This window comes from Aeromonas sp. 160P, assembly GCF_055193095.1.
Window position 1 is genome coordinate 4,019,067 of the sequence record NZ_JBUXKV010000001.1, and the last position, 17,891, is coordinate 4,036,957.

The 17,891-nt window shown below is 59.3% G+C and carries 11 protein-coding genes and 1 pseudogene; 6 read left to right on the plus strand and 6 right to left on the minus strand.

Features of this window, described 5'->3' with window-relative positions; translation table 11 throughout:
- The first annotated feature begins 55 nt into the window (after window positions 1–55).
- Both ACY8FN_RS18625 and ACY8FN_RS18630 read left to right on the plus strand, forming a co-directional pair.
- Window positions 56–1,282 (plus strand): exonuclease SbcCD subunit D C-terminal domain-containing protein, encoded by a 1,227-nt coding sequence (locus tag ACY8FN_RS18625; RefSeq protein ID WP_463100867.1) that lies wholly within the window; start codon window positions 56–58, stop codon window positions 1,280–1,282.
- Entirely contained in the window at window positions 1,279–5,031 is a 3,753-nt protein-coding gene (locus ACY8FN_RS18630; RefSeq protein ID WP_463100868.1) for an AAA family ATPase, read from the plus strand. The genes ACY8FN_RS18625 and ACY8FN_RS18630 overlap by 4 nt, the downstream gene beginning before the upstream one ends.
- A 97-nt stretch (window positions 5,032–5,128) precedes the next feature.
- Here the strand turns inward: ACY8FN_RS18630 and ACY8FN_RS18635 are convergent, their stop codons facing one another.
- Both ACY8FN_RS18635 and ACY8FN_RS18640 read right to left on the minus strand, forming a co-directional pair.
- Window positions 5,129–5,893 carry a DODA-type extradiol aromatic ring-opening family dioxygenase gene (locus ACY8FN_RS18635; RefSeq protein ID WP_463100869.1) on the minus strand — a complete coding sequence of 255 codons (765 nt, stop codon included), beginning with the start codon at window positions 5,891–5,893 and terminating at the stop codon, window positions 5,129–5,131.
- A 183-nt stretch (window positions 5,894–6,076) separates the two neighbouring features.
- The gene (locus ACY8FN_RS18640) at window positions 6,077–6,319 is read right to left on the minus strand and encodes a hypothetical protein (protein ID WP_463100870.1); all 243 of its coding nucleotides are present in this window, start codon (window positions 6,317–6,319) and stop codon (window positions 6,077–6,079) included.
- Window positions 6,320–6,627: 308 nt separating this feature from the next.
- On the opposite strand from ACY8FN_RS18640, the gene pykF reads away from it, so the two are divergent.
- From pykF to ACY8FN_RS18655, 3 genes and pseudogenes are all read left to right on the plus strand, one after another.
- Complete coding sequence (pykF, locus tag ACY8FN_RS18645) at window positions 6,628–8,040, plus strand: pyruvate kinase PykF (protein ID WP_101323961.1); 1,413 nt, start codon at window positions 6,628–6,630, stop codon at window positions 8,038–8,040.
- 149 nt (window positions 8,041–8,189) lie between these two features.
- Window positions 8,190–11,519: a mechanosensitive channel MscK gene (gene mscK, locus ACY8FN_RS18650; protein WP_463100871.1), complete on the plus strand. Its 3,330-nt coding sequence runs from the start codon at window positions 8,190–8,192 to the stop codon at window positions 11,517–11,519.
- Between the two features lie 346 nt (window positions 11,520–11,865).
- Window positions 11,866–12,798: pseudogene (locus tag ACY8FN_RS18655) on the plus strand (GGDEF domain-containing protein).
- A gap of 99 nt (window positions 12,799–12,897) precedes the next feature.
- On the opposite strand, the gene crr reads toward ACY8FN_RS18655, so the two are convergent.
- The 4 genes from crr to cysK all read right to left on the minus strand — a co-directional run bounded on the left by crr (window position 12,898) and on the right by cysK (window position 16,889).
- Window positions 12,898–13,407, minus strand: a complete 510-nt coding sequence (crr, locus tag ACY8FN_RS18660; protein WP_463100872.1) for a PTS glucose transporter subunit IIA — start codon at window positions 13,405–13,407, stop codon at window positions 12,898–12,900.
- A gap of 43 nt (window positions 13,408–13,450) precedes the next feature.
- Window positions 13,451–15,178 carry a phosphoenolpyruvate-protein phosphotransferase PtsI gene (gene ptsI / locus ACY8FN_RS18665; protein ID WP_042020188.1) on the minus strand — a complete coding sequence of 576 codons (1,728 nt, stop codon included), beginning with the start codon at window positions 15,176–15,178 and terminating at the stop codon, window positions 13,451–13,453.
- A gap of 44 nt (window positions 15,179–15,222) precedes the next feature.
- The gene (locus tag ACY8FN_RS18670) at window positions 15,223–15,480 is read right to left on the minus strand and encodes an HPr family phosphocarrier protein (RefSeq protein WP_005338266.1); all 258 of its coding nucleotides are present in this window, start codon (window positions 15,478–15,480) and stop codon (window positions 15,223–15,225) included.
- 440 nt (window positions 15,481–15,920) lie between these two features.
- The gene (gene cysK / locus ACY8FN_RS18675) at window positions 15,921–16,889 is read right to left on the minus strand and encodes a cysteine synthase A (RefSeq protein ID WP_463100873.1); all 969 of its coding nucleotides are present in this window, start codon (window positions 16,887–16,889) and stop codon (window positions 15,921–15,923) included.
- Between the two features lie 159 nt (window positions 16,890–17,048).
- Between cysK and ACY8FN_RS18680 the strand changes: the two genes are divergently transcribed.
- Window positions 17,049–17,891, plus strand: coding sequence for an AAA family ATPase (locus ACY8FN_RS18680; protein ID WP_101347616.1), 843 nt, complete (start codon window positions 17,049–17,051; stop codon window positions 17,889–17,891).

A 17,891-nucleotide genomic window follows, 5' to 3' on the forward strand; every position in this document is an offset into this window, starting at 1 on the left:
ATCTTGTCTCCATCGGGTGCCCCAGGCACCTTCCCTGCAACCGGGCTGCTTTCCAATGAAAATCCTCCATACCGCCGACTGGCACCTTGGCCATCAACTTCATGGTCACGACCGCCGTTTTGAACACGATGCCTTTCTCGACTGGCTGAGCGACACCCTCAAGGCGCGCGAGATCGACGCCCTGCTGGTGGCGGGCGATCTGTTTGATACCGCCAATCCTCCCGCCAGTGCCTGGCAACAGCTCTACCGTTTTCTGGCGCGGCTGCGCGCCGAGATGCCCCACCTCAACATGGTGCTGATCGGCGGCAACCACGACTCCCCCTCCAAGCTGGATGCCCCCCACGAGCTGCTGCGGGCCTTTGACCTGCATCTGGTGGGTAGCATCAGCCGCGACAGTGAAGGCAAGCTCGAGACCGACCGCCTGCTGGTGCCGCTGCAAGACAAGGAGGGCAACATTGCCGCCTGGTGCGCCGCCGTGCCGTTCCTGCGCAGCAGCGATCTGCGGGTGGAGCAGCTGGCAGAGGGGCAGGACAGGCTGATCGAAGGGGTACGGCAGGTCTACGCCGAGGTGCTGGCCGAAGGGCGTGCCCGCTGCGGGCAAGATCTGCCGCTGATCGCCATGGGCCACGCCTATCTGGCGGCGGGCCAGCTCTCGGAGCTTTCAGAGCGGCGGGTGCTCGGCGGCAACCAGCACGCCCTGCCTGCTGATCTCTTCGCCGCGGCTGACTACACGGCGCTCGGCCACCTCCATCTGGCCCAGAGTCCGGCCGAGGGGGTGCACTACAGCGGCTCGCCGCTGCCCCTGTCGCTGGCCGAGGCGAACTACAACCATCAGGTGCTGGAAGTGACCTTTGCGGGGGGGAAACTGGCCGGGTTGGAGCGGATCCCGGTACCCCGCGCGGTGGAGATGATCCGCCTGCCCCAGAGCACCCTCGACGACGCACTCAAAGCCATCGCATCGCTCGAGCTGCCTGCTTGTCCACAAGAGGCACAACCCTTCCTCGAAGTGCGGCTGTTGCTGCCCAAACCCGAAGCCCGCATCCGCGAGCGCATTCTGGCGGCCATCGCCGACAAACCGCTGCGTCTGGCCCGCATCAGCACCCAGTATCAAGGCTCGGGGGAAGGGCTGGCCGATGGCCGCGAGCGGCGCAGGTTGGATGAACTCTCCCCCACCGAGGTGTTTCGCCTCTGCTATCAGCGCCAGTTTGAAGGGGAGCCCGAGGCCGAGTTGGTCGCCTCGTTTGAAGAGATCCTGGAGCAGGTGAAGGAGTCTAACCAATGAAAATCTTGTCTCTGTCTGGTGAGAATCTGGCCAGTCTGACCGGCCCCTTCACCATCGACTTTACCAGGGGGGCACTTGGCGCCGCGGGCCTGTTTGCCATCACCGGCAATACCGGCGCAGGCAAGAGCACCTTGCTCGACGCCATTTGCCTGGCTCTCTACGACGAGATGCCGCGCTTTATCGCCAATCGCAAGAACGTGGCCGAAGTGGGCCGCATGGATGATGAAGAGAAACTCAAGGCCAATGACGTACGGGGCATTCTCAGTCGCGGCCACGCCAGCGGCTTTGCCGAGGTGCAGTTTCGCGGCTGCGATGGCCGCATCTGGCTGACCCGCTGGGCAGTGCGTCGGGCGCGCAACCGCTCGGAGGGGCGCTTTCAGGCGCAAGAGCGCACCCTGACCGATGTCGAGTCGGGGCAGGTTTTCTCCGGCAGCAAGCGGGAGCTGCAAGATCGCATCGACGAGCTGGTGGGTCTCTCCTGGGAGCAGTTCCGCCGCGCGGTGATCCTGCCGCAGGGGGAGTTTGCCGCCTTCCTCAAATCAGACGCCAACGAGCGCTCCGCCCTGCTCGAACGGATGACCGGCACCGAGCTCTACTCCACCATCTCCATCCAGACCTATGAGCGGGCGCGAGAAGAGCAGCAGAAGCTGACCACCATTGCCCAGCGCCTCGGCGACGTGGCGCTGATGGACGAGGCGACCCGCGAACAGTGGGTGAGCCAGCAGATAAGCCTCTCTACCACCCTCAAGCACGAGCAGCAGCAACAGCAGCTGATGCAGGACTTGCGCGACCTCAACAGCCGCATTGCCGCCCAGCTGCAGGGCTGCGCCGAGGGACAGGCAGCGCTCGATGCTGCCCTGCAAGCCCACGGCGCCGCCGCCCCCGAGCGCGACGAGTTTGCCCGCGCCGAACAGGCCCAGGTGGCCCGCGCCGATCACGACGAACTGGCCCGCCTCACTCTGGAAGTGCAACAACAGGAGATGGTGATCGCCGAACTTGGCCCAGAGCTGGCCAAACTCGAGGAGCAGACCCAGCAGAGCGCGCTGACCGAGCAGCAGCTGCTGGCGGAGAAGATCGCCGCCGAGCGCGAATGGGGCGCCCTGCAACCGGAACTGAAACGGGCACAGGAGCTCGATACCCGCATCCGGGAAAAAGTACAGCAGCTGCAGAAGATCCAGCAGGAGGGGGCACAGGAGCGGGAAGTCCAGCTTACCCTCGAGCAGGGTTGGCGCGAGCAGAGCAAACAGGTAGAGCTGCTCAAGCAGCAACACCAGCAATGGGGGCTTTGGCTCGAAGAGCACAAGGGGCTGGCCCCGGTGGCCCGTCAGTGGCAGCCCCTGCTCACCGCCATGCAGGATTGGGCCGATGATGCCGACAAGCTGCAACAGCTGCTCACCCTGCGGGATCACCAGCTGCGCGCCCTGCAACAGTTGCAACGCCAGCTGGCTCAAGCACAGCAGGATCGTGACTACTGGCAACAGGAGCAGGCGCGGCTGCAACAGCATCAGCACGAACTGCAGGAGCAGCAGTGGGAGAGCCGCCTCGCCAAGGCGCAGGAGCAGTGGCAGCAGCAGACCGAACAGCTGGGCCAGCTACGCCAGCTGCTGGAGCTGGCCGATTATGGCCGCAACCACGGCGAGCAGCATGGCCGCCTGCAGCAGGAGATTGCCCAGCTGGAGCAGGCACTCGGCAAGCTGGCCATCCTCGGCGAAGAGCTGGCGCCAGCTCGCGAGCGGCTCGCCCTGCAGCGGGATGAGGCGCGCCACGCGCTGGAGCAGTCCCGCGCCATCGCCAGCTTCGAGCAGCATCGCCACATCCTGAGCGATGACGAACCTTGCCCGCTGTGCGGCGCCAAGGAGCATCCCTACAGCCAGAGCCAGCCGCAAGTAGCAGGCATTCTGGGCCAACTGGCGGAGCGGGCCCGCAGCCTCGAGCTGGAGTGGGAGCGGCTCAACCATCAATACATTCAGTGCGAGAGCGAGCGTCAGGAGCTGGCCCGCCAGCTGGCGGTGCGCCAGCAGCACCTGCCGGAGCTGGAGGCGCGCGCCGAGCAGCTGACCCAACGCTGGCAACAGCTGGGGGGGGATATCCTGCTCGGTCATCCGCTGCCACTGCGCCAAAGTCCGATAGAGTGGAACGAGCTGATGAGCACCCTGCTCGGCCGTGGCCAGGCGCTGGAGCAGGGGCGGGCCCAAAGCCAGCAGCAGCTGCGTCAAGCCCAGCTCGGTCAGCAGCAGCTGCAAGGGGTGCGTCAGCAACTGAGTCAGTTGGCGGCCCAGCACCAGCAGTTTGACCAGCAGTGGCAGGAGGCCGATCGCCAGCGCATCACGCTGGAAGGGGAAGTGAAGGCAATGGGCGAGCAGGAAGCGACCCTGCGCCAGCGCCTTGAGCAAGGCGCCCACCGCCTCGACGAGCAGATGGGCGGCCAACCGTGGCGCCAGTGGCTCGGCAGCCAGCAGTGGCACGAGTGGCAGCGAACCTGCGAAGCCTGGCTGCACGGCCAGAGCGAGTGGGAGCGGCTGGCCAGCGAGATCGCCAGCCTCACCCCGGCCCTGAGCGCGCAGGAGGCGCGCCTGCAGACCCAGCGCGAGCTGCTGCACAAGCTGGAGCGGGACTACAAGGAGCATGATCAGCAGCGGCAGGGGCTGCTCACCAGCCGCAGCGGTTGTCTCGGTGGCGAGGAGATCCCGCAGGTCGAAAGCCGCTGGCAACAGCGACTGCAACAGCTCGCCAGCGAACTGGATCTGATGCAGAGCGGCGCCCGCGTTCTGCGGGAGCGGCAGACCGAGCTCAAGACCCGCCTCACCCATGTGGAGCAAGAAAAGCAGACCAGCAGCCGCCGCAAGCGGGAGGTGCTGGGGCGCTGGGCTGCCCATGCCAGCACCCTTGGCATCGCCGAGTACGACCTGCGCCGCCTGCTCGCCATCACCCCCGATGAGCTCAAGGCACGCCGCACTGCCCTGCAGGGGCTGGAAGATGCCCTTGGCGAGGCCCGTACCCGTCTTGCCGAGCGGCAACGGGCGCTGGCGCTGGAAGAGAGCAAACGGGATCGCTATCGGGAACACCATCCCGAGCTGGCCGCCCTGCCAGATACAGAGCTGAGCGAGCAGCTGGCGGCACTCGATGCCCGCTGCCGCGCCCTTGAAGAGCAGCTGTTCGAGTGCAAGAGCAAGCTGGCGCAAGCCGAAGCCGCGGCGCTCAAGGCGGGCAGCCTGCAACAGGAGCTGGCCGCCCAACAGGCGGTGGCCGACCACTGGCAGCAGCTGTGCGATCTGATAGGGCAAGCTAACGGCGCCAAGTTCCGCACCTTTGCCCAGAGCCTCACCCTCGAGCGCCTGCTGTTGGAAGCCAACGCCCAGCTCGCCGAGCTGTCACCCCGCTACCGGCTGGAGCGGGTGCCCGGCACCGATCTGGCGCTGCAGGTGGTGGATCTCGACATGGGGGACGAGGTGCGATCGGTGGACTCCCTCTCCGGCGGCGAGAGTTTTCTGGTGTCGCTGGCGCTGGCGCTGGCCCTCTCCAGCCTCTCGTCGCGCCAGACCCAGGTCGAGTCGCTGTTTATCGACGAAGGATTCGGCACCCTCGATCCGGACAGTCTGGATCTGGCGCTCTCCAGCCTCGACTCCCTGCAGGCAGCAGGCCGCCAGATCGGGGTCATCTCCCACGTCCAGACTCTGGTGGAGCGGATCGGCGTGCAGATACGAGTCGAAGCCCTTGGCGGCGGCGAGAGCCGGGTGCGGGTCCCCTGAGTAGCATCAGTTCAATCACCAGTTCCATCGGCTCAATCACCACGCCATAAACAGCAAGACCCCGCCAATTGGCGGGGTCTTGCTGTCAGAGAGGCTATCAACCGAAGCGGTAGGCGCCCATATAGAGGCTGCCGCCATCCCAGCTCTCGTGCAGCCGGGTGGGTGCCACGCCATCAGCCGCCCCCAGCGCAACAAAGAGTGGGCGCAGGTGGTCGTCGTGGGGATGGGACTCCACCGCCCCGGGGGCCCGCTGGCGATAGTCGAGCAGCGCCAGCTGATCCTCCTCGGCCATCTTCTGCTCCAGCCAGCCGACAAACTGGCTGGCCCACTCTGGCACCGGCGAACCTTCCGGCCCCAGCGCCCGCAGGTTGTGGGTGATGGCGCCGGAGGCGAGGATGCCAATCCCCTGACTGCGCAGCGCCCCCAGCACCTCCCCCAGCTGCCACAACTGGGCCGGAGTGAAACTGGTGGGGATGGAGATCTGCACCAGCGGGATCTCGCTGGCGGGGTCGATCAGGGAGAGCGGCGACCAGACCCCGTGATCCAGCTCGCGCCGCACCGGGGTGGCGGTCAATCCGGCCAGCGCCAGCTGATCGCTCACCCCCTGCTGCAACCACGCCGGGCTGCTGGCAGGCCAGCGCATCCGATAGAGGGGCTCGGGAAAGCCGTAGAAGTCGTACATCAGCGCCGGTTTGGGCTCGACGTTGATCTGCAGCTCACGGCTGAACCAGTGGGCGGAGATGACCACCAGCCCCTTGAGCTCACCCAGACGCAGGGTACGCAGAAAACGGGTGGCGGGTTGCTCACGCAGCACCAGATCCGGTGCGCCGTGAGAGATAAACCAGACGGGGGCGAGAGACATAAAGCGAACTCCAACAAGCTATCAGGGGGCGACACCGGAGGGGATATCGCTGTTGGAATCGATTATCACCCCGCCACTTAAGGTGAACAATCCAGCAAGATAGATAAGCACTATCAACCAATGGTTGATAATTTTACCCCTTCACTCCTTCACTACTTCACGACCGGGAAGCGGCAATATATATCAAGGCTGCAGCGCGTCCGGCTGCGGTCGGGAAGCGCGAAGCGCCATCCGGGTCGCGGCGCCATAATCCCGCCACTCCCGCCATGCCAGCCCCTCGGCGGCGACCTTCCCTGTCACCGGATGGGAGAAGATCGCCAGCAAACGAGGGTTGTCAGGCCAGCAGTGACTAGGCAGTGCCTGAACCAGCAGCAAGGCAGTGCCTAACAAGAGCAGGGCCAATCCGGTTTCATGGCTGTTTTTCATCCCGACCTCCTTCACCTGAGCGCCAATGAACTAACATTTTTGCGCAAGCTGGTGACAAGACGGTGACAGTGGGCGGGTGGTCATTTTACAACATCTGAACCTCAACCGGGCCAAACCACCACAGGTGGTAACATTTGTGTCCCGTCAGTCCGGATCAGTGGCCGTATATCCTAAATAGTGACCAATAGGAAAACGTTATCCCTTAAAAGAAAACGTTATCTGGTCAAAACGTTGTTTCTGGATCATAAAAAGATTCCAAAAACTGGTGTATATTGCTCGGCGGAAATTCCTTAACCATGAAGATTGACATGAAAAAGACCAAAATCGTCTGCACCATCGGTCCTAAGACCGAATCCAAAGAAATGCTGGCCAAAATGCTGGATGCCGGCATGAACGTCATGCGCCTGAACTTCTCCCACGGTGACTACGCCGAACACGGCGGTCGTATCAGCAACCTGCGCGCTGTCATGGCCGAGACCGGCACCCACGCAGCTATCCTGCTGGACACCAAAGGTCCGGAAATCCGTACCATCAAGCTGGAAGGCGGCAATGACGTCGCGCTGGTCGCTGGCCAGACTTTCACCTTCACCACCGACCAGACTGTGGTTGGTAACAAAGACAAAGTAGCTGTGACCTATGCCGGTTTCGCCAACGACCTGCGCGTCGGCAACCGCATCCTGGTTGATGACGGCCTGATCGGTCTGGACGTTATCGAAATCACCGAGCGCGAAGTTATCTGTAAAGTGCTGAACAACGGTGATCTGGGCGAGAACAAAGGCGTTAACCTGCCGGGCGTCTCCATCAAGCTGCCGGCCCTGGCCGAGAAAGACAAGCGCGACCTGATCTTCGGTTGCGAGCAAGGCGTTGATTTCGTTGCTGCTTCCTTCATCCGTAAGAAAGAAGACGTACTGGAAATCCGTGAGCACCTGAAAGCCCACGGTGGCGAGAACATCCAGATCATCTCCAAAATCGAAAACCAGGAAGGCCTGGACAACTTCGACGAGATCCTGGCTGTCTCCGACGGCATCATGGTTGCGCGTGGCGACATGGGTGTAGAAATTCCGGTTGAAGAAGTTATCTTCGCCCAGAAGATGATCATCTCCAAGTGCAACAAGGCACGTAAAGTGGTTATCACTGCCACCCAGATGCTGGATTCCATGATCAAGAACCCGCGTCCGACCCGCGCCGAAGCTGGCGACGTGGCTAACGCCGTGCTGGATGGTACCGACGCAGTGATGCTGTCCGGTGAGTCCGCCAAGGGTAAGTACCCGCTGGAAGCCGTGACCATCATGGCCACCATCTGCGAGCGTACCGATGCCGTGATGCAATCCAACCTGTCTGCTGCCAATGACAGCAACAAGCTGCGCATCACCGAAGCCGTTTGTAAAGGTGCCGTAGAGACCTCCGAGAAGCTGGACGCCCCGCTGATCGTGGTTGCTACCGAAGGCGGCAAATCTGCCAAAGCCATTCGCAAGTACTTCCCGCAAGCCTGGATCCTGGCCATCACCACCAACAAGAAAACCGCAGCCCAACTGGTTCTGACCAAGGGTGTGGTTGCTCATGTTGTTGACAGCATCGCCTCTACCGACGATTTCTATCGCATCGGTAAAGAAGCTGCGCTGCAAAGCGGTATGGGCCTGAAGGGTGACGTAGTTGTCATGGTCTCCGGTGCGCTGGTACCGAGCGGCACTACCAACACCGCTTCTGTTCACGTTCTTTAATCAGAGCTGAACAACTTGAAAACGGCGCCTTCAGGCGCCGTTTTTTTTATCCCGCCCCCTGCTTACCAGACCATCCCGGTGTTAGAATCCACGCCAATTTAATCTATGTGGGAAGTTTCCCATACCCCGTGTAATAACCCGGAAGTTATATGCCCTCAATACGTTTTAAAAGAGTCTCGGCCACCCTGTTGCCGCTGCTCTGTCTAATATCCAGTCTCTGCACCCCGCTCGCCATGGCGCAAGATGTGCCCTCTCGAGCCACTGTTCAGCGCACGCTGGACAGCCTGGCGAAAGCAGAAACACCGACGGTCAGCCAGCAAGAGGATCAGAAGTTGCTGACCGCAACCCTCGCCCTGCTCGACAGCATCGACAAGGAAGAGGCCAAAGCTAAAACCCAGGCCCAGCGCATCCGCAGCTTGCCCACCGAGCTCAACGAGATCAGTGCCAAGATCGATACCCTGACCAAGGGCAAGAGCGTCGAGCAGATCAAGAGCGAATACGCCAGCATGAGTCTGGCGGAGCTCGACAGCCGCCAGCCGGAAGTACTGGCCAATATGCAGGGAGCCCAGGAGGCGCTCGGCGCCATTGGCAGTCAGCTGACCACTCTGCAGACCCTGCCGGAACGGGCTCAGACCAGCATGAGCCGCGCCTACCAGCGCAGCCAGGAGATCCGCAGCCGTCTCAATGCAGGCGAAACGGTCAGCAGTGCCGAGAAGATGAAGCTGAACGCCGAATCCGCACTGCTGGATCTGCAACTGGCGATCCTGCAAAAGGATTTGGATAACCGTACCAGCATGCAGGATCTGGCGGTCAAACAGCGCGACTATCAAAGTGCCCGTCTCGCCAGCGAAGAGCAGAAGCTGCAACTGCTGCAGGAGCAGAGCAGTGCCAAGCGCCTTGGCGACACCGAAAAAACAGCCGAACAGACCGGTGAACTGGTCGCCAGCGAAGATAACCCGCTGGTGCAAAAAGAGCAGGAACTCAACCACCAGCTGAGTCAGCAATTGGTCAACGCCACCAGCAACCTCAACTCGCTGGTACAAAAAAACCTGCAAGCCAAGACCTGGTTAGAACGCGGCATCCAGACCGAGCGTAACCTGAACGAACAGGTGCAGATGCTCAAAGGCAATCTGCTGCTCTCTCGTATCCTCTATCAGCTCTACCAGCAACTGGAGGCGGCCCCCGCAATCGCCGTCAAGAATCTGGAAGAGCAGATCGCCGATCTACATATGGCCCAGTTCGAACTGAGCCAGCAGCGTGACCAACTGTTCCAGAAAAACCTCTATCTGGACAACCTGATTGCCGGCAGCAAGGATCCGGTCAGCGAGGAGGACAAGGCCAGCCTTGCCAAGCTGCTCGACACCCGGATCAACCTGCTCGACCAGCTCAACCGCCAACTCGACAGCCAGCTCACCAACGCCATCAGCCTGCAGCTGACCCAGCAGCAGCTGGCCCGTACCCACGACGCTATCGAGTTTACCCTGCAGCAGCACATCTTCTGGGTAAGCAGCAACAAGCCTATCGACGGCAAGTGGTTTATCAACTGGCCCACCCAGGCTTACAAACAAGCCTCAGACTGGGTGCTCAAGCCCGACTGGAAGCACTGGCGCTCCCAGTTGTTGGCGGTCTCCATACTGGCCTTCCCGCTGTTGCTGATCGGGGGGCTGCTGATGTGGAAGCGCCCCATCCTTATCGAACAGCAGAAGCGGATCACCAAAGATCTGGGTCGCTTCCGTCAAGACAGCCAGTGGCACACCCCCAAGGCGTTGTTGTTCACTCTGTTGCATCGCCTGCCGGGCAGCCTGTTCATTCTGGCTGGCGGCCTGTTAGTCACTTACTGCGGTCTGCTCAGCCCGAAACTGACGTTCCAGATCACCCTCAACCTCGCCCTCGGTTATCTGGTATTCAGTGTCTATCTGGCCGTGATGCGTCCGGGCGGCATCGCCGAATCCCACTTCCGGATCCCGAAGGCGGAGTTGCAGGCCACACACACCAGCATGCGCTACCTCTGGCTGCCACTGCTGCCACTGATCATGCTCGCGACCAAGGCGGTGGTTGAACCCTCAACGCTTGGCAACGACGTGATTGGCCAGGCCATGACCCTCTCCTTGCTGGGACTGGCCGCCTATCTGGTGTTCCCCATCTCCCGCGCCCGCATCAAGGGCGAGGCGAGCATGCAGAAGTCGATCATCGCAATCGCGTTGGCACTGGCACCAGTGGCACTCATCGTGTTGGCGATGCTTGGTTACTACTACACAGCGCTGAAGCTGACCGGTCGCCTGATCGAATCCTTCTACCTGCTGATCACCTGGGGTTTGATCTACCGTACCGCCCTGCGTGGTCTGGAGCTGGCTGCCCGTCGCCTGGCTTATCGCCGTGCAGTCGCCAAACGTGATCACAAGTCTCAGGAAGATGCAGAAGGTGGCGAATCCATTGAAGAACAGCCGATGGATCTGGAGGATGTCAGCCAGCAATCCCTGCGCCTGACCCGTACCGTGCTGCTGGTGATCTTCGGCGTGGCCTTCTACTGGCTCTGGTCTGATCTGGTGGCGGTATTCTCCTACCTCGATAGCATGGTGTTGTGGCACAAGAGCGAAGGAACCGGCGCCAATGCCCTTCTCTTCCCGGTTAGCCTCAGTGATGTGCTGATCGGCTTCCTCATGCTCGGTGGTGCCTGGTCACTGGCCCGCAACCTGCCGGGTCTGCTGGAAGTACTGGTGCTTTCACGGTTGCGCCTGGCCCAGGGTACTGCCTACGCCTTCACCACCATGCTCAACTACCTGCTGATTGGGGTGGGCACCCTGACCGCCCTCTCCATGATGGGCGTGCAGTGGGACAAACTGCAGTGGGTCGCGGGTGGTCTGTCGGTCGGTATCGGTTTCGGTATGAAGGAGATCCTCTCCAACTTCGTCTCCGGCATCATCATCCTGTTTGAACGTCCGGTACGGATCGGTGACACCGTCACCATCGGCTCCTTCTCCGGTACCGTCTCCAAGATCCGTATCCGCGCCACCACCCTGACCGACTTCGACCGCAAAGAGGTGATCATCCCCAACCAGCAGTTGATGACCGAACGGCTGATCAACTGGTCCCTCAGTGATACCGTCACCCGGGTGATTGTGCGAGTCGGTGTGGCCTATGGTTCAGATCTGGAGCTGACCCGCACCCTGCTCAAACAGGCCGCGGATGAGAACAGCCGTGTGCTGAAAGACCCGTCACCTATCGTCTACTTCCTCACCTTTGGCGCCAGCACCCTGGATCACGAGCTGCGCTTCTTCGTGAGCGAACTGGGTGATCGCAACCCGGCGGTGGACGAGTTGAACCGCAAGATCGATCAGCTGTTCCGCGAGAATGGCATCGAGATCGCCTTTAACCAGATGGATGTCTATATCAAGAACATGCAGGGCGAAGAGCAGAAGGTGGAGTCCAACTCCGCCGCTCTGCCGCCGCCCACAGAAGATGGCAAGCAGCCAGCCTGATAGCCCAGCTGCAATGACTTGATGACAAAAGCCGCTCACCCAAGGTGAGCGGCTTTTTCATGGCTATCTCTCAATGACCTGTTGAAAGGCTAATCTTGGCATAGAACATCCGTTTCAGGCCTACCATCATGGATATCTCAGCCTTTCAATACCGGTTGCCGGTATCTACAAAGACCTTTGTCAGCAGAGTTCAATCCAAACATGTTCAGGCTGTCTCATCCTCCTGCGAGCACCACCAGACAGATCAGAAAACCCCATCCCGCAGCCGCTATAAATCGGTTTACCACCACTAGGCTCTGACCTATGGTAAAGCATGCAATCTATGCATCAAGGAGCCAGGTTCCCGATGAATGACCTAGAACTGCAACAGATCCTGTTTCGCTCCTTCGATGTAATACCGCTGCCTATTCTGGTGTCGGAAGCCATTACGCGACCCGATAGCACCTCACCGGACCCGCTTCCACAACGGCTCCACCGTTTTATCAACAAGGCATTCCTTGAACAACTGGGTTACGACCTTGCTGATCTGCCGGACATGGCCTCCTGGTTTCGACTCGCCTACCCGGATGAAGGGTATCGTCGCACCATCATCGATGCCTGGCATACCCAGGTGGAGCAGAGCCTGGCACAAGGGCTGGAGGTAGCCGAAATGCCTGCGCTGATCCGCTGCAAGAACGGTCAGTCCCGTTGATTTGTCGCCACCGCACAACTGGGGGCGGATGCCATCCCTGATTGCCATATCATTACCTTTCGCGACATTCACCATCTCCAGTGCATGGTGGAAGAGGTGAGTCGCCTCTCCTGTACCGATCCCCTCACCGAACTGACCAACCGGCGCGGGGCACAACAGCAGCTAAAGGCCCACTGGTTGCAGGATGAGACCCTGGCGGTGGTACTGGGGGATATCGACCATTTCAAGCTGATCAACGACTGTTATGGTCATCCTGCAGGCGATGCCGTGCTCTGTGCCGTCGCTCACGCCATGACCAGCCAACTGCAGCCAGGAGAGACTCTGGCCCGCTGGGGCGGGGAAGAGTTTTTGCTGATCTTGCCAGGTTGCACCATAGAGCGGGCCGCATTACGTGCCGAACAGCTGCGACAACAGGTCTGTGCCACCCGCTTACCGTGGCAAGGGGAGCAGCTCTCGATCACCATCAGCTTGGGTTGTGCCAGCATGAAGAGCCAGGAGAGCCTCGACAATCTGCTGATGATGGCCGACCGGGCCCTCTATCAAGCCAAGGCACAGGGGCGTAATCGGGTTGTCATCTCGGCACAATAGAGTGGTGACCAGAAGGGGAAGCCGACTCGCGGCCATAAAAAAACCGAAGCACCAGGCTTCGGTTTTTTATTGCAGCAACTGGCTTGCGCCAGCCGGGCATTACTTCTTGATACGGATAACCGGGGTCTCGCCCACAGTCACTGTACCAGTCAGTTTGATCAGCTCTTTGATCTCATCCATGTTGGAGATGACAACCGGCGTCAGGGTAGACTTGGCTTTCGCTTCCAGAATGGCCAGATCGAACTCGATGATGGTGTCGCCACGCTTGACCTGCTGGCCTTCATGAGCGATACGAGTGAAACCTTCACCCTTCAGTTCAACGGTGTCGATACCGAAGTGAACGAACAGCTCGATACCTGAGTCAGATTCCAGAGAGAACGCATGGTTGGTCTCGAAAATCTTGCCGATGGTACCATCGCACGGAGCAACCATCTTGTTGCCGGTTGGCTTGATGGCAATACCGTCACCCACGATCTTCTCGGCGAAGACAACATCAGGCACATCTTCGATCGGTACGATTTCACCTGACAGCGGGGCATACAGCTCAATGCCACCGGTATCAGAGCTATCATCGGAAACCAGTTTCTTCAGTTTATCAAACAGACCCATAGTAAAGCTCCTAGAGATGATTTGTCGCTGCTTGCAGCCGATGTTAGCAGACTGCTTTTTGCTTAATAAAGTTATCTACGCAAGCTTCGATTTCAGCTGCAGTGGCAAAGCTCAGTGCCTGCTCGGCCATTGCCTTCACATCTTCAAAGTTGGTGTTGCGGATAAGCTTCTTGATACGCGGTACAGAGATGGCGCTCATGGAGAACTCATCCAGACCCATACCCAGCAGCAGCAGGGTGGCGCGCTCGTCACCGGCCAGTTCACCACACATACCGGTCCACTTGCCTTCGGCGTGGGACGCATCGATAACCATCTTGATCAGAGTCAGGACGGAGGGCGACAGCGGGTTGTACATGGCGGAAATCATCTCGTTACCACGATCGACAGCCAGAGTGTACTGGGTCAGGTCGTTGGTACCGATACTGAAGAAATCCACTTCCTTGGCCAGATGGTGAGCCATCACGGCCGCAGCCGGGGTCTCGACCATGATACCCACTTCGATGGATTCATCAAAGGCTTTGCCTTCAGCACGCAGTTCGGCTTTCAGCGTCTCTACCGTTGCTTTCAGGCTACGGAACTCTTCGACAGAGATGATCATCGGGAACATGATGCGCAGTTTGCCGAAGGCAGACGCACGCAAAATGGCCCGCAGCTGAGCGTTCATGATGTCTGCGCGGTCAAAGAAGATCCGCACGGCACGCCAGCCCAGGAAAGGGTTCATCTCTTTCGGGAAATTCATGTACGGCAGTTCTTTGTCGCCGCCGATATCCATGGTACGCACGATGATCGGCTGATCCGGCATCGCTTCGGCCACTTCTTTATAGGCTTTGAACTGCTCGTCTTCGGTCGGCAGCGCATCACGATCCATAAACAGGAACTCGGTACGGTACAGACCTACGCCTTCGGCGCCATTGCGGATGGCACCTTCGGTATCCTTGACGGTACCGATGTTGGCGCACACTTCGACCTGATGACCATCCAGGGTGATGGCAGGCAAGTCTTTCAGCTTGGCCAGCTCATCTTTCTCGGCCTGGAACTGGGCCTGGAACTTCTTGGCCTCGGTCAGCTGTTCAGCGGTCGGATTGACAATAATCTGGTTGTTGATCCCATCCAGGATCAGCAGGTCACCATTGTTGACACGTGCAGTGATGTCGTTGGTGCCTACGATGGCTGGCAGCTCCAGAGAGCGGGCCATGATGGAGGTGTGAGAGGTACGGCCACCGATATCGGTGACAAAACCCAGCACATATTTCAGATTGATCTGAGCAGTTTCAGACGGGGTCAGGTCTTTGGCGACCAGGATAACCTCTTCGTCGATGGTGCTCAGGTTGACAACGGCGATGCCCAGTACGTTCTTCACCAGACGAGTACCGATGTCACGGAAGTCGGTGGCGCGCTCACGCAGATAAGGGTCATCCAGATCAGCCATCATTTTGGCGTACTGTTCGATCACCTCATAAACGGCTTTGTCAGCGGAAGCCTTGTTGTCTTTGATGAAGGATCTGATATCCCCTTCCAGCTCCTCATCTTCGAGCAGCATGATGTGGCCTTCGAAGATGGCCTCTTTTTCCTCACCGAAGGTGCGACCGGCCATGGTTTTGATGGCTTCCAGCTGAGCAGCTGACTTGGTACGAGCTTCGAGGAAACGGTTGATCTCGACATCAATCTGCTCGGCAGAAATTTTGCCCTGATTGATAACGATTTCATCTTCTTTAAGAAGAAGCGCCTTACCGAATGCGATACCGGGGGACGCAAGAATGCCAGATATCATAATCCTTCCTATTAAAACGACTGTGGGGGAGGAATAAAGCTGGATTACTCCAGCTCGTCCATCAGGGCAACCAGCTTCTCAACTGCTTGTTGAGCGTCCGGACCATCGGCCTGGATGGTCACGTTGGTGCCCTTGGTCAGGCCCAGGGTCTGCAGCTTGAACAGGCTCTTGGCGCTGGCGGACTTGCCACCGGAGACCACAGTGATCTCGCTTTGGAATTCTTTGGCTTCTTTCACGAACTGAGCTGCCGGACGGGTGTGCAGGCCGTTTTCAGCAGTGATAACAACAGACTTCTCGTACATGGTTTCACCCCATATTATTGATATTTTTTAGTGGATTGGTCGGTTTTGAAGCGCCCTGACCCACCGTGTCAGTATGGATATGTTGTAAAGTAACGAAAGCAGACCCGCAATAGCTTAATCCAGGTCAAGTTTCTGTGCAGTAATCGGCGCGCTGGTTGGCAATTTTCAGTTATTGGGCTACAAGCCGCATCAGGACTGGCCTGAAATTATTTTATAACGAAAAATAACACTTTGTTACTTTGTGATACCAAGCCAGCAAACACCGCGTGACGCCGCACAGGATATGAGATTTGCCGCACGATGTCTGCTTTTTTTCTCATGCAGGAACTTGTTATTTTACCCCAAAAAATAAGAAACAAGTGACACTAACTGGCGCTGAGTCTAGCCCATAAAGAAGCGGCGCTCCTGAGAGCGCCGCTTCTTTGACAAAATACGATCAGTTACTGTTGCAGCTCTTGCTCGCTGAATACCCCGGCAAACAGGGCGCTGGAGAGGTAACGCTCCGCCGCGCTCGGCAGTATCACGACAATCGTTTTTCCTTCGAATTCTGGCAGTTTTGCCAGACGACTGGCCGCCACTACCGCGGCACCCGAGCTGATACCCGCCAGAATGCCCTCTTCCTCCATCAGGCGGCGAGCCATCTCGATGGCTTCGTCGCTGGTGACCTGCTCAACCCGATCAATCAGGGACAAGTCCAGGTTGCCCGGGATAAAGCCAGCGCCGATCCCCTGGATCTTGTGGGGGCCCGGTTTGATCTCTTCACCGGCCAGCTTCTGGCTGATGACCGGCGACTCGGCCGGTTCGACCGCAACAGAGACCACCGCCTTGCCCTGGGTCTGCTTCAGATAACGGGAGACACCGGTAATGGTGCCACCGGTACCGACCCCGGCCACGAACACATCCACCTCACCATCGGTGGCATCCCAGATCTCAGGACCTGTGGTCTTTTCGTGGATCTCCGGGTTGGCCGGGTTTTCAAACTGTTGCAGCAACACATACTTGCCCGGCTCGGATTCGAGGATCTCGTTGGCCTTGGCAATGGCCCCCTTCATGCCGAGCGGCCCTTCGGTCAGCACCAGATTGGCACCGAGCGCCTTGAGCAGCTTGCGGCGCTCCAGACTCATGGTGGCGGGCATGGTCAACGTAATGGCATAACCGCGAGCCGCCGCAACAAACGCCAGAGCAATACCGGTATTACCACTGGTGGGCTCGATAATCTCCTTACCCTTGGTCAGGATGCCGCGCTTCTCAGCATCCCAGATCAGGTTGGCACCGATCCGGCACTTGACGCTGAAGCTGGGGTTACGGCTCTCGATCTTGGCCAGCACGCGGCCTTTGGTAACACGGTTGAGGCGAACCAGCGGGGTGTGACCGATAGTCTGGCTGTTGTCCTCAAAAATTTTGCTCATGGTGCTATCCCTGTGTTTGTTACGACGATGAAACAAGATTACCCTGTGGTTTCTGAATGAGAAGTGACTATTCGTTATAACCATATGGCATTACAACATATAGAGCTTATTCTCTCTGGCCCCTGATTCCGGGCGCCAATCGTCAAAGGAACCGACGTTATGGGATTTTCAGGAAGCAGCGATTATCTCGCCTCCGATGCATTGAGGATGGCGGTCAATGCCGCCATCACCCTCGAAAAGCCGCTGCTGATCAAAGGGGAACCGGGCACTGGCAAGACAGTGCTGGCCGAAGCGGTCGCCGACCATCTCGGCACCAATCTGATCGCCTGGCATATCAAGTCCACCACCAAGGCCCAGCAGGGGCTCTACGAATATGATGCGGTGGCCCGGCTGCGCGACTCCCAGCTCGGCGACCCTAAAGTGGCCGATATCAGCCACTACATTCGCCAGGGCAAGCTGTGGCAGGCCTTCAGCGCCGAGCAGCGGCCGGTGTTGCTGATCGACGAGATCGACAAGGCCGATATCGAATTCCCCAACGATCTGCTGCTGGAGCTGGATCGGATGGAGTTCGACGTCTACGAGACCGGCGAGCGAATCAAGGCGCGCCAGCGGCCGGTGGTCATAATCACCTCCAACAACGAAAAAGAGCTGCCGGACGCCTTCTTGCGCCGCTGCTTCTTCCACTACATCCGCTTCCCCGACAAGGCCGAGATGCAGGCCATCGTCAAACTCCACTACCCAAACCTCAAGGAGAGCCTGCTCGGCGAGGCGATGGATCTCTTCTTCGAGCTGCGCGAGGTAGAGGGGCTGCGCAAGAAGCCCTCCACCTCAGAACTCTTGGACTGGATCCGCCTGTTGCTGGCCGACGATATCGCCCCCGAGGCGATGCGCGCCCGCGAGCCGGGCAAGCTGGTGCCCGCGCTTTACGGCGCCCTGCTCAAGACCGAGCAGGACCTGCATCTCTTTGAGAAGCTCGCCTTTCTGGCTCGGCGCGGCAGCTGA

What these genes read in the sequence shown, in the direction of transcription:
- ACY8FN_RS18640 (WP_463100870.1), bottom strand. Translation starts at nt 6,319, where the DNA reads ATGAAAAACAGCCATGAAACCGGATTGGCCCTGCTCTTGTTAGGCACT.
- ptsI (WP_042020188.1), bottom strand. Translation starts at nt 15,178, where the DNA reads ATGATATCTGGCATTCTTGCGTCCCCCGGTATCGCATTCGGTAAGGCG.
- ACY8FN_RS18625 (WP_463100867.1), top strand. Translation starts at nt 56, where the DNA reads ATGAAAATCCTCCATACCGCCGACTGGCACCTTGGCCATCAACTTCAT.
- ACY8FN_RS18680 (WP_101347616.1), top strand. Translation starts at nt 17,049, where the DNA reads ATGGGATTTTCAGGAAGCAGCGATTATCTCGCCTCCGATGCATTGAGG.
- pykF (WP_101323961.1), top strand. Translation starts at nt 6,628, where the DNA reads ATGAAAAAGACCAAAATCGTCTGCACCATCGGTCCTAAGACCGAATCC.
- ACY8FN_RS18630 (WP_463100868.1), top strand. Translation starts at nt 1,279, where the DNA reads ATGAAAATCTTGTCTCTGTCTGGTGAGAATCTGGCCAGTCTGACCGGC.
- crr (WP_463100872.1), bottom strand. Translation starts at nt 13,407, where the DNA reads ATGGGTCTGTTTGATAAACTGAAGAAACTGGTTTCCGATGATAGCTCT.
- mscK (WP_463100871.1), top strand. Translation starts at nt 8,190, where the DNA reads ATGCCCTCAATACGTTTTAAAAGAGTCTCGGCCACCCTGTTGCCGCTG.
- ACY8FN_RS18670 (WP_005338266.1), bottom strand. Translation starts at nt 15,480, where the DNA reads ATGTACGAGAAGTCTGTTGTTATCACTGCTGAAAACGGCCTGCACACC.
- ACY8FN_RS18635 (WP_463100869.1), bottom strand. Translation starts at nt 5,893, where the DNA reads ATGTCTCTCGCCCCCGTCTGGTTTATCTCTCACGGCGCACCGGATCTG.
- cysK (WP_463100873.1), bottom strand. Translation starts at nt 16,889, where the DNA reads ATGAGCAAAATTTTTGAGGACAACAGCCAGACTATCGGTCACACCCCG.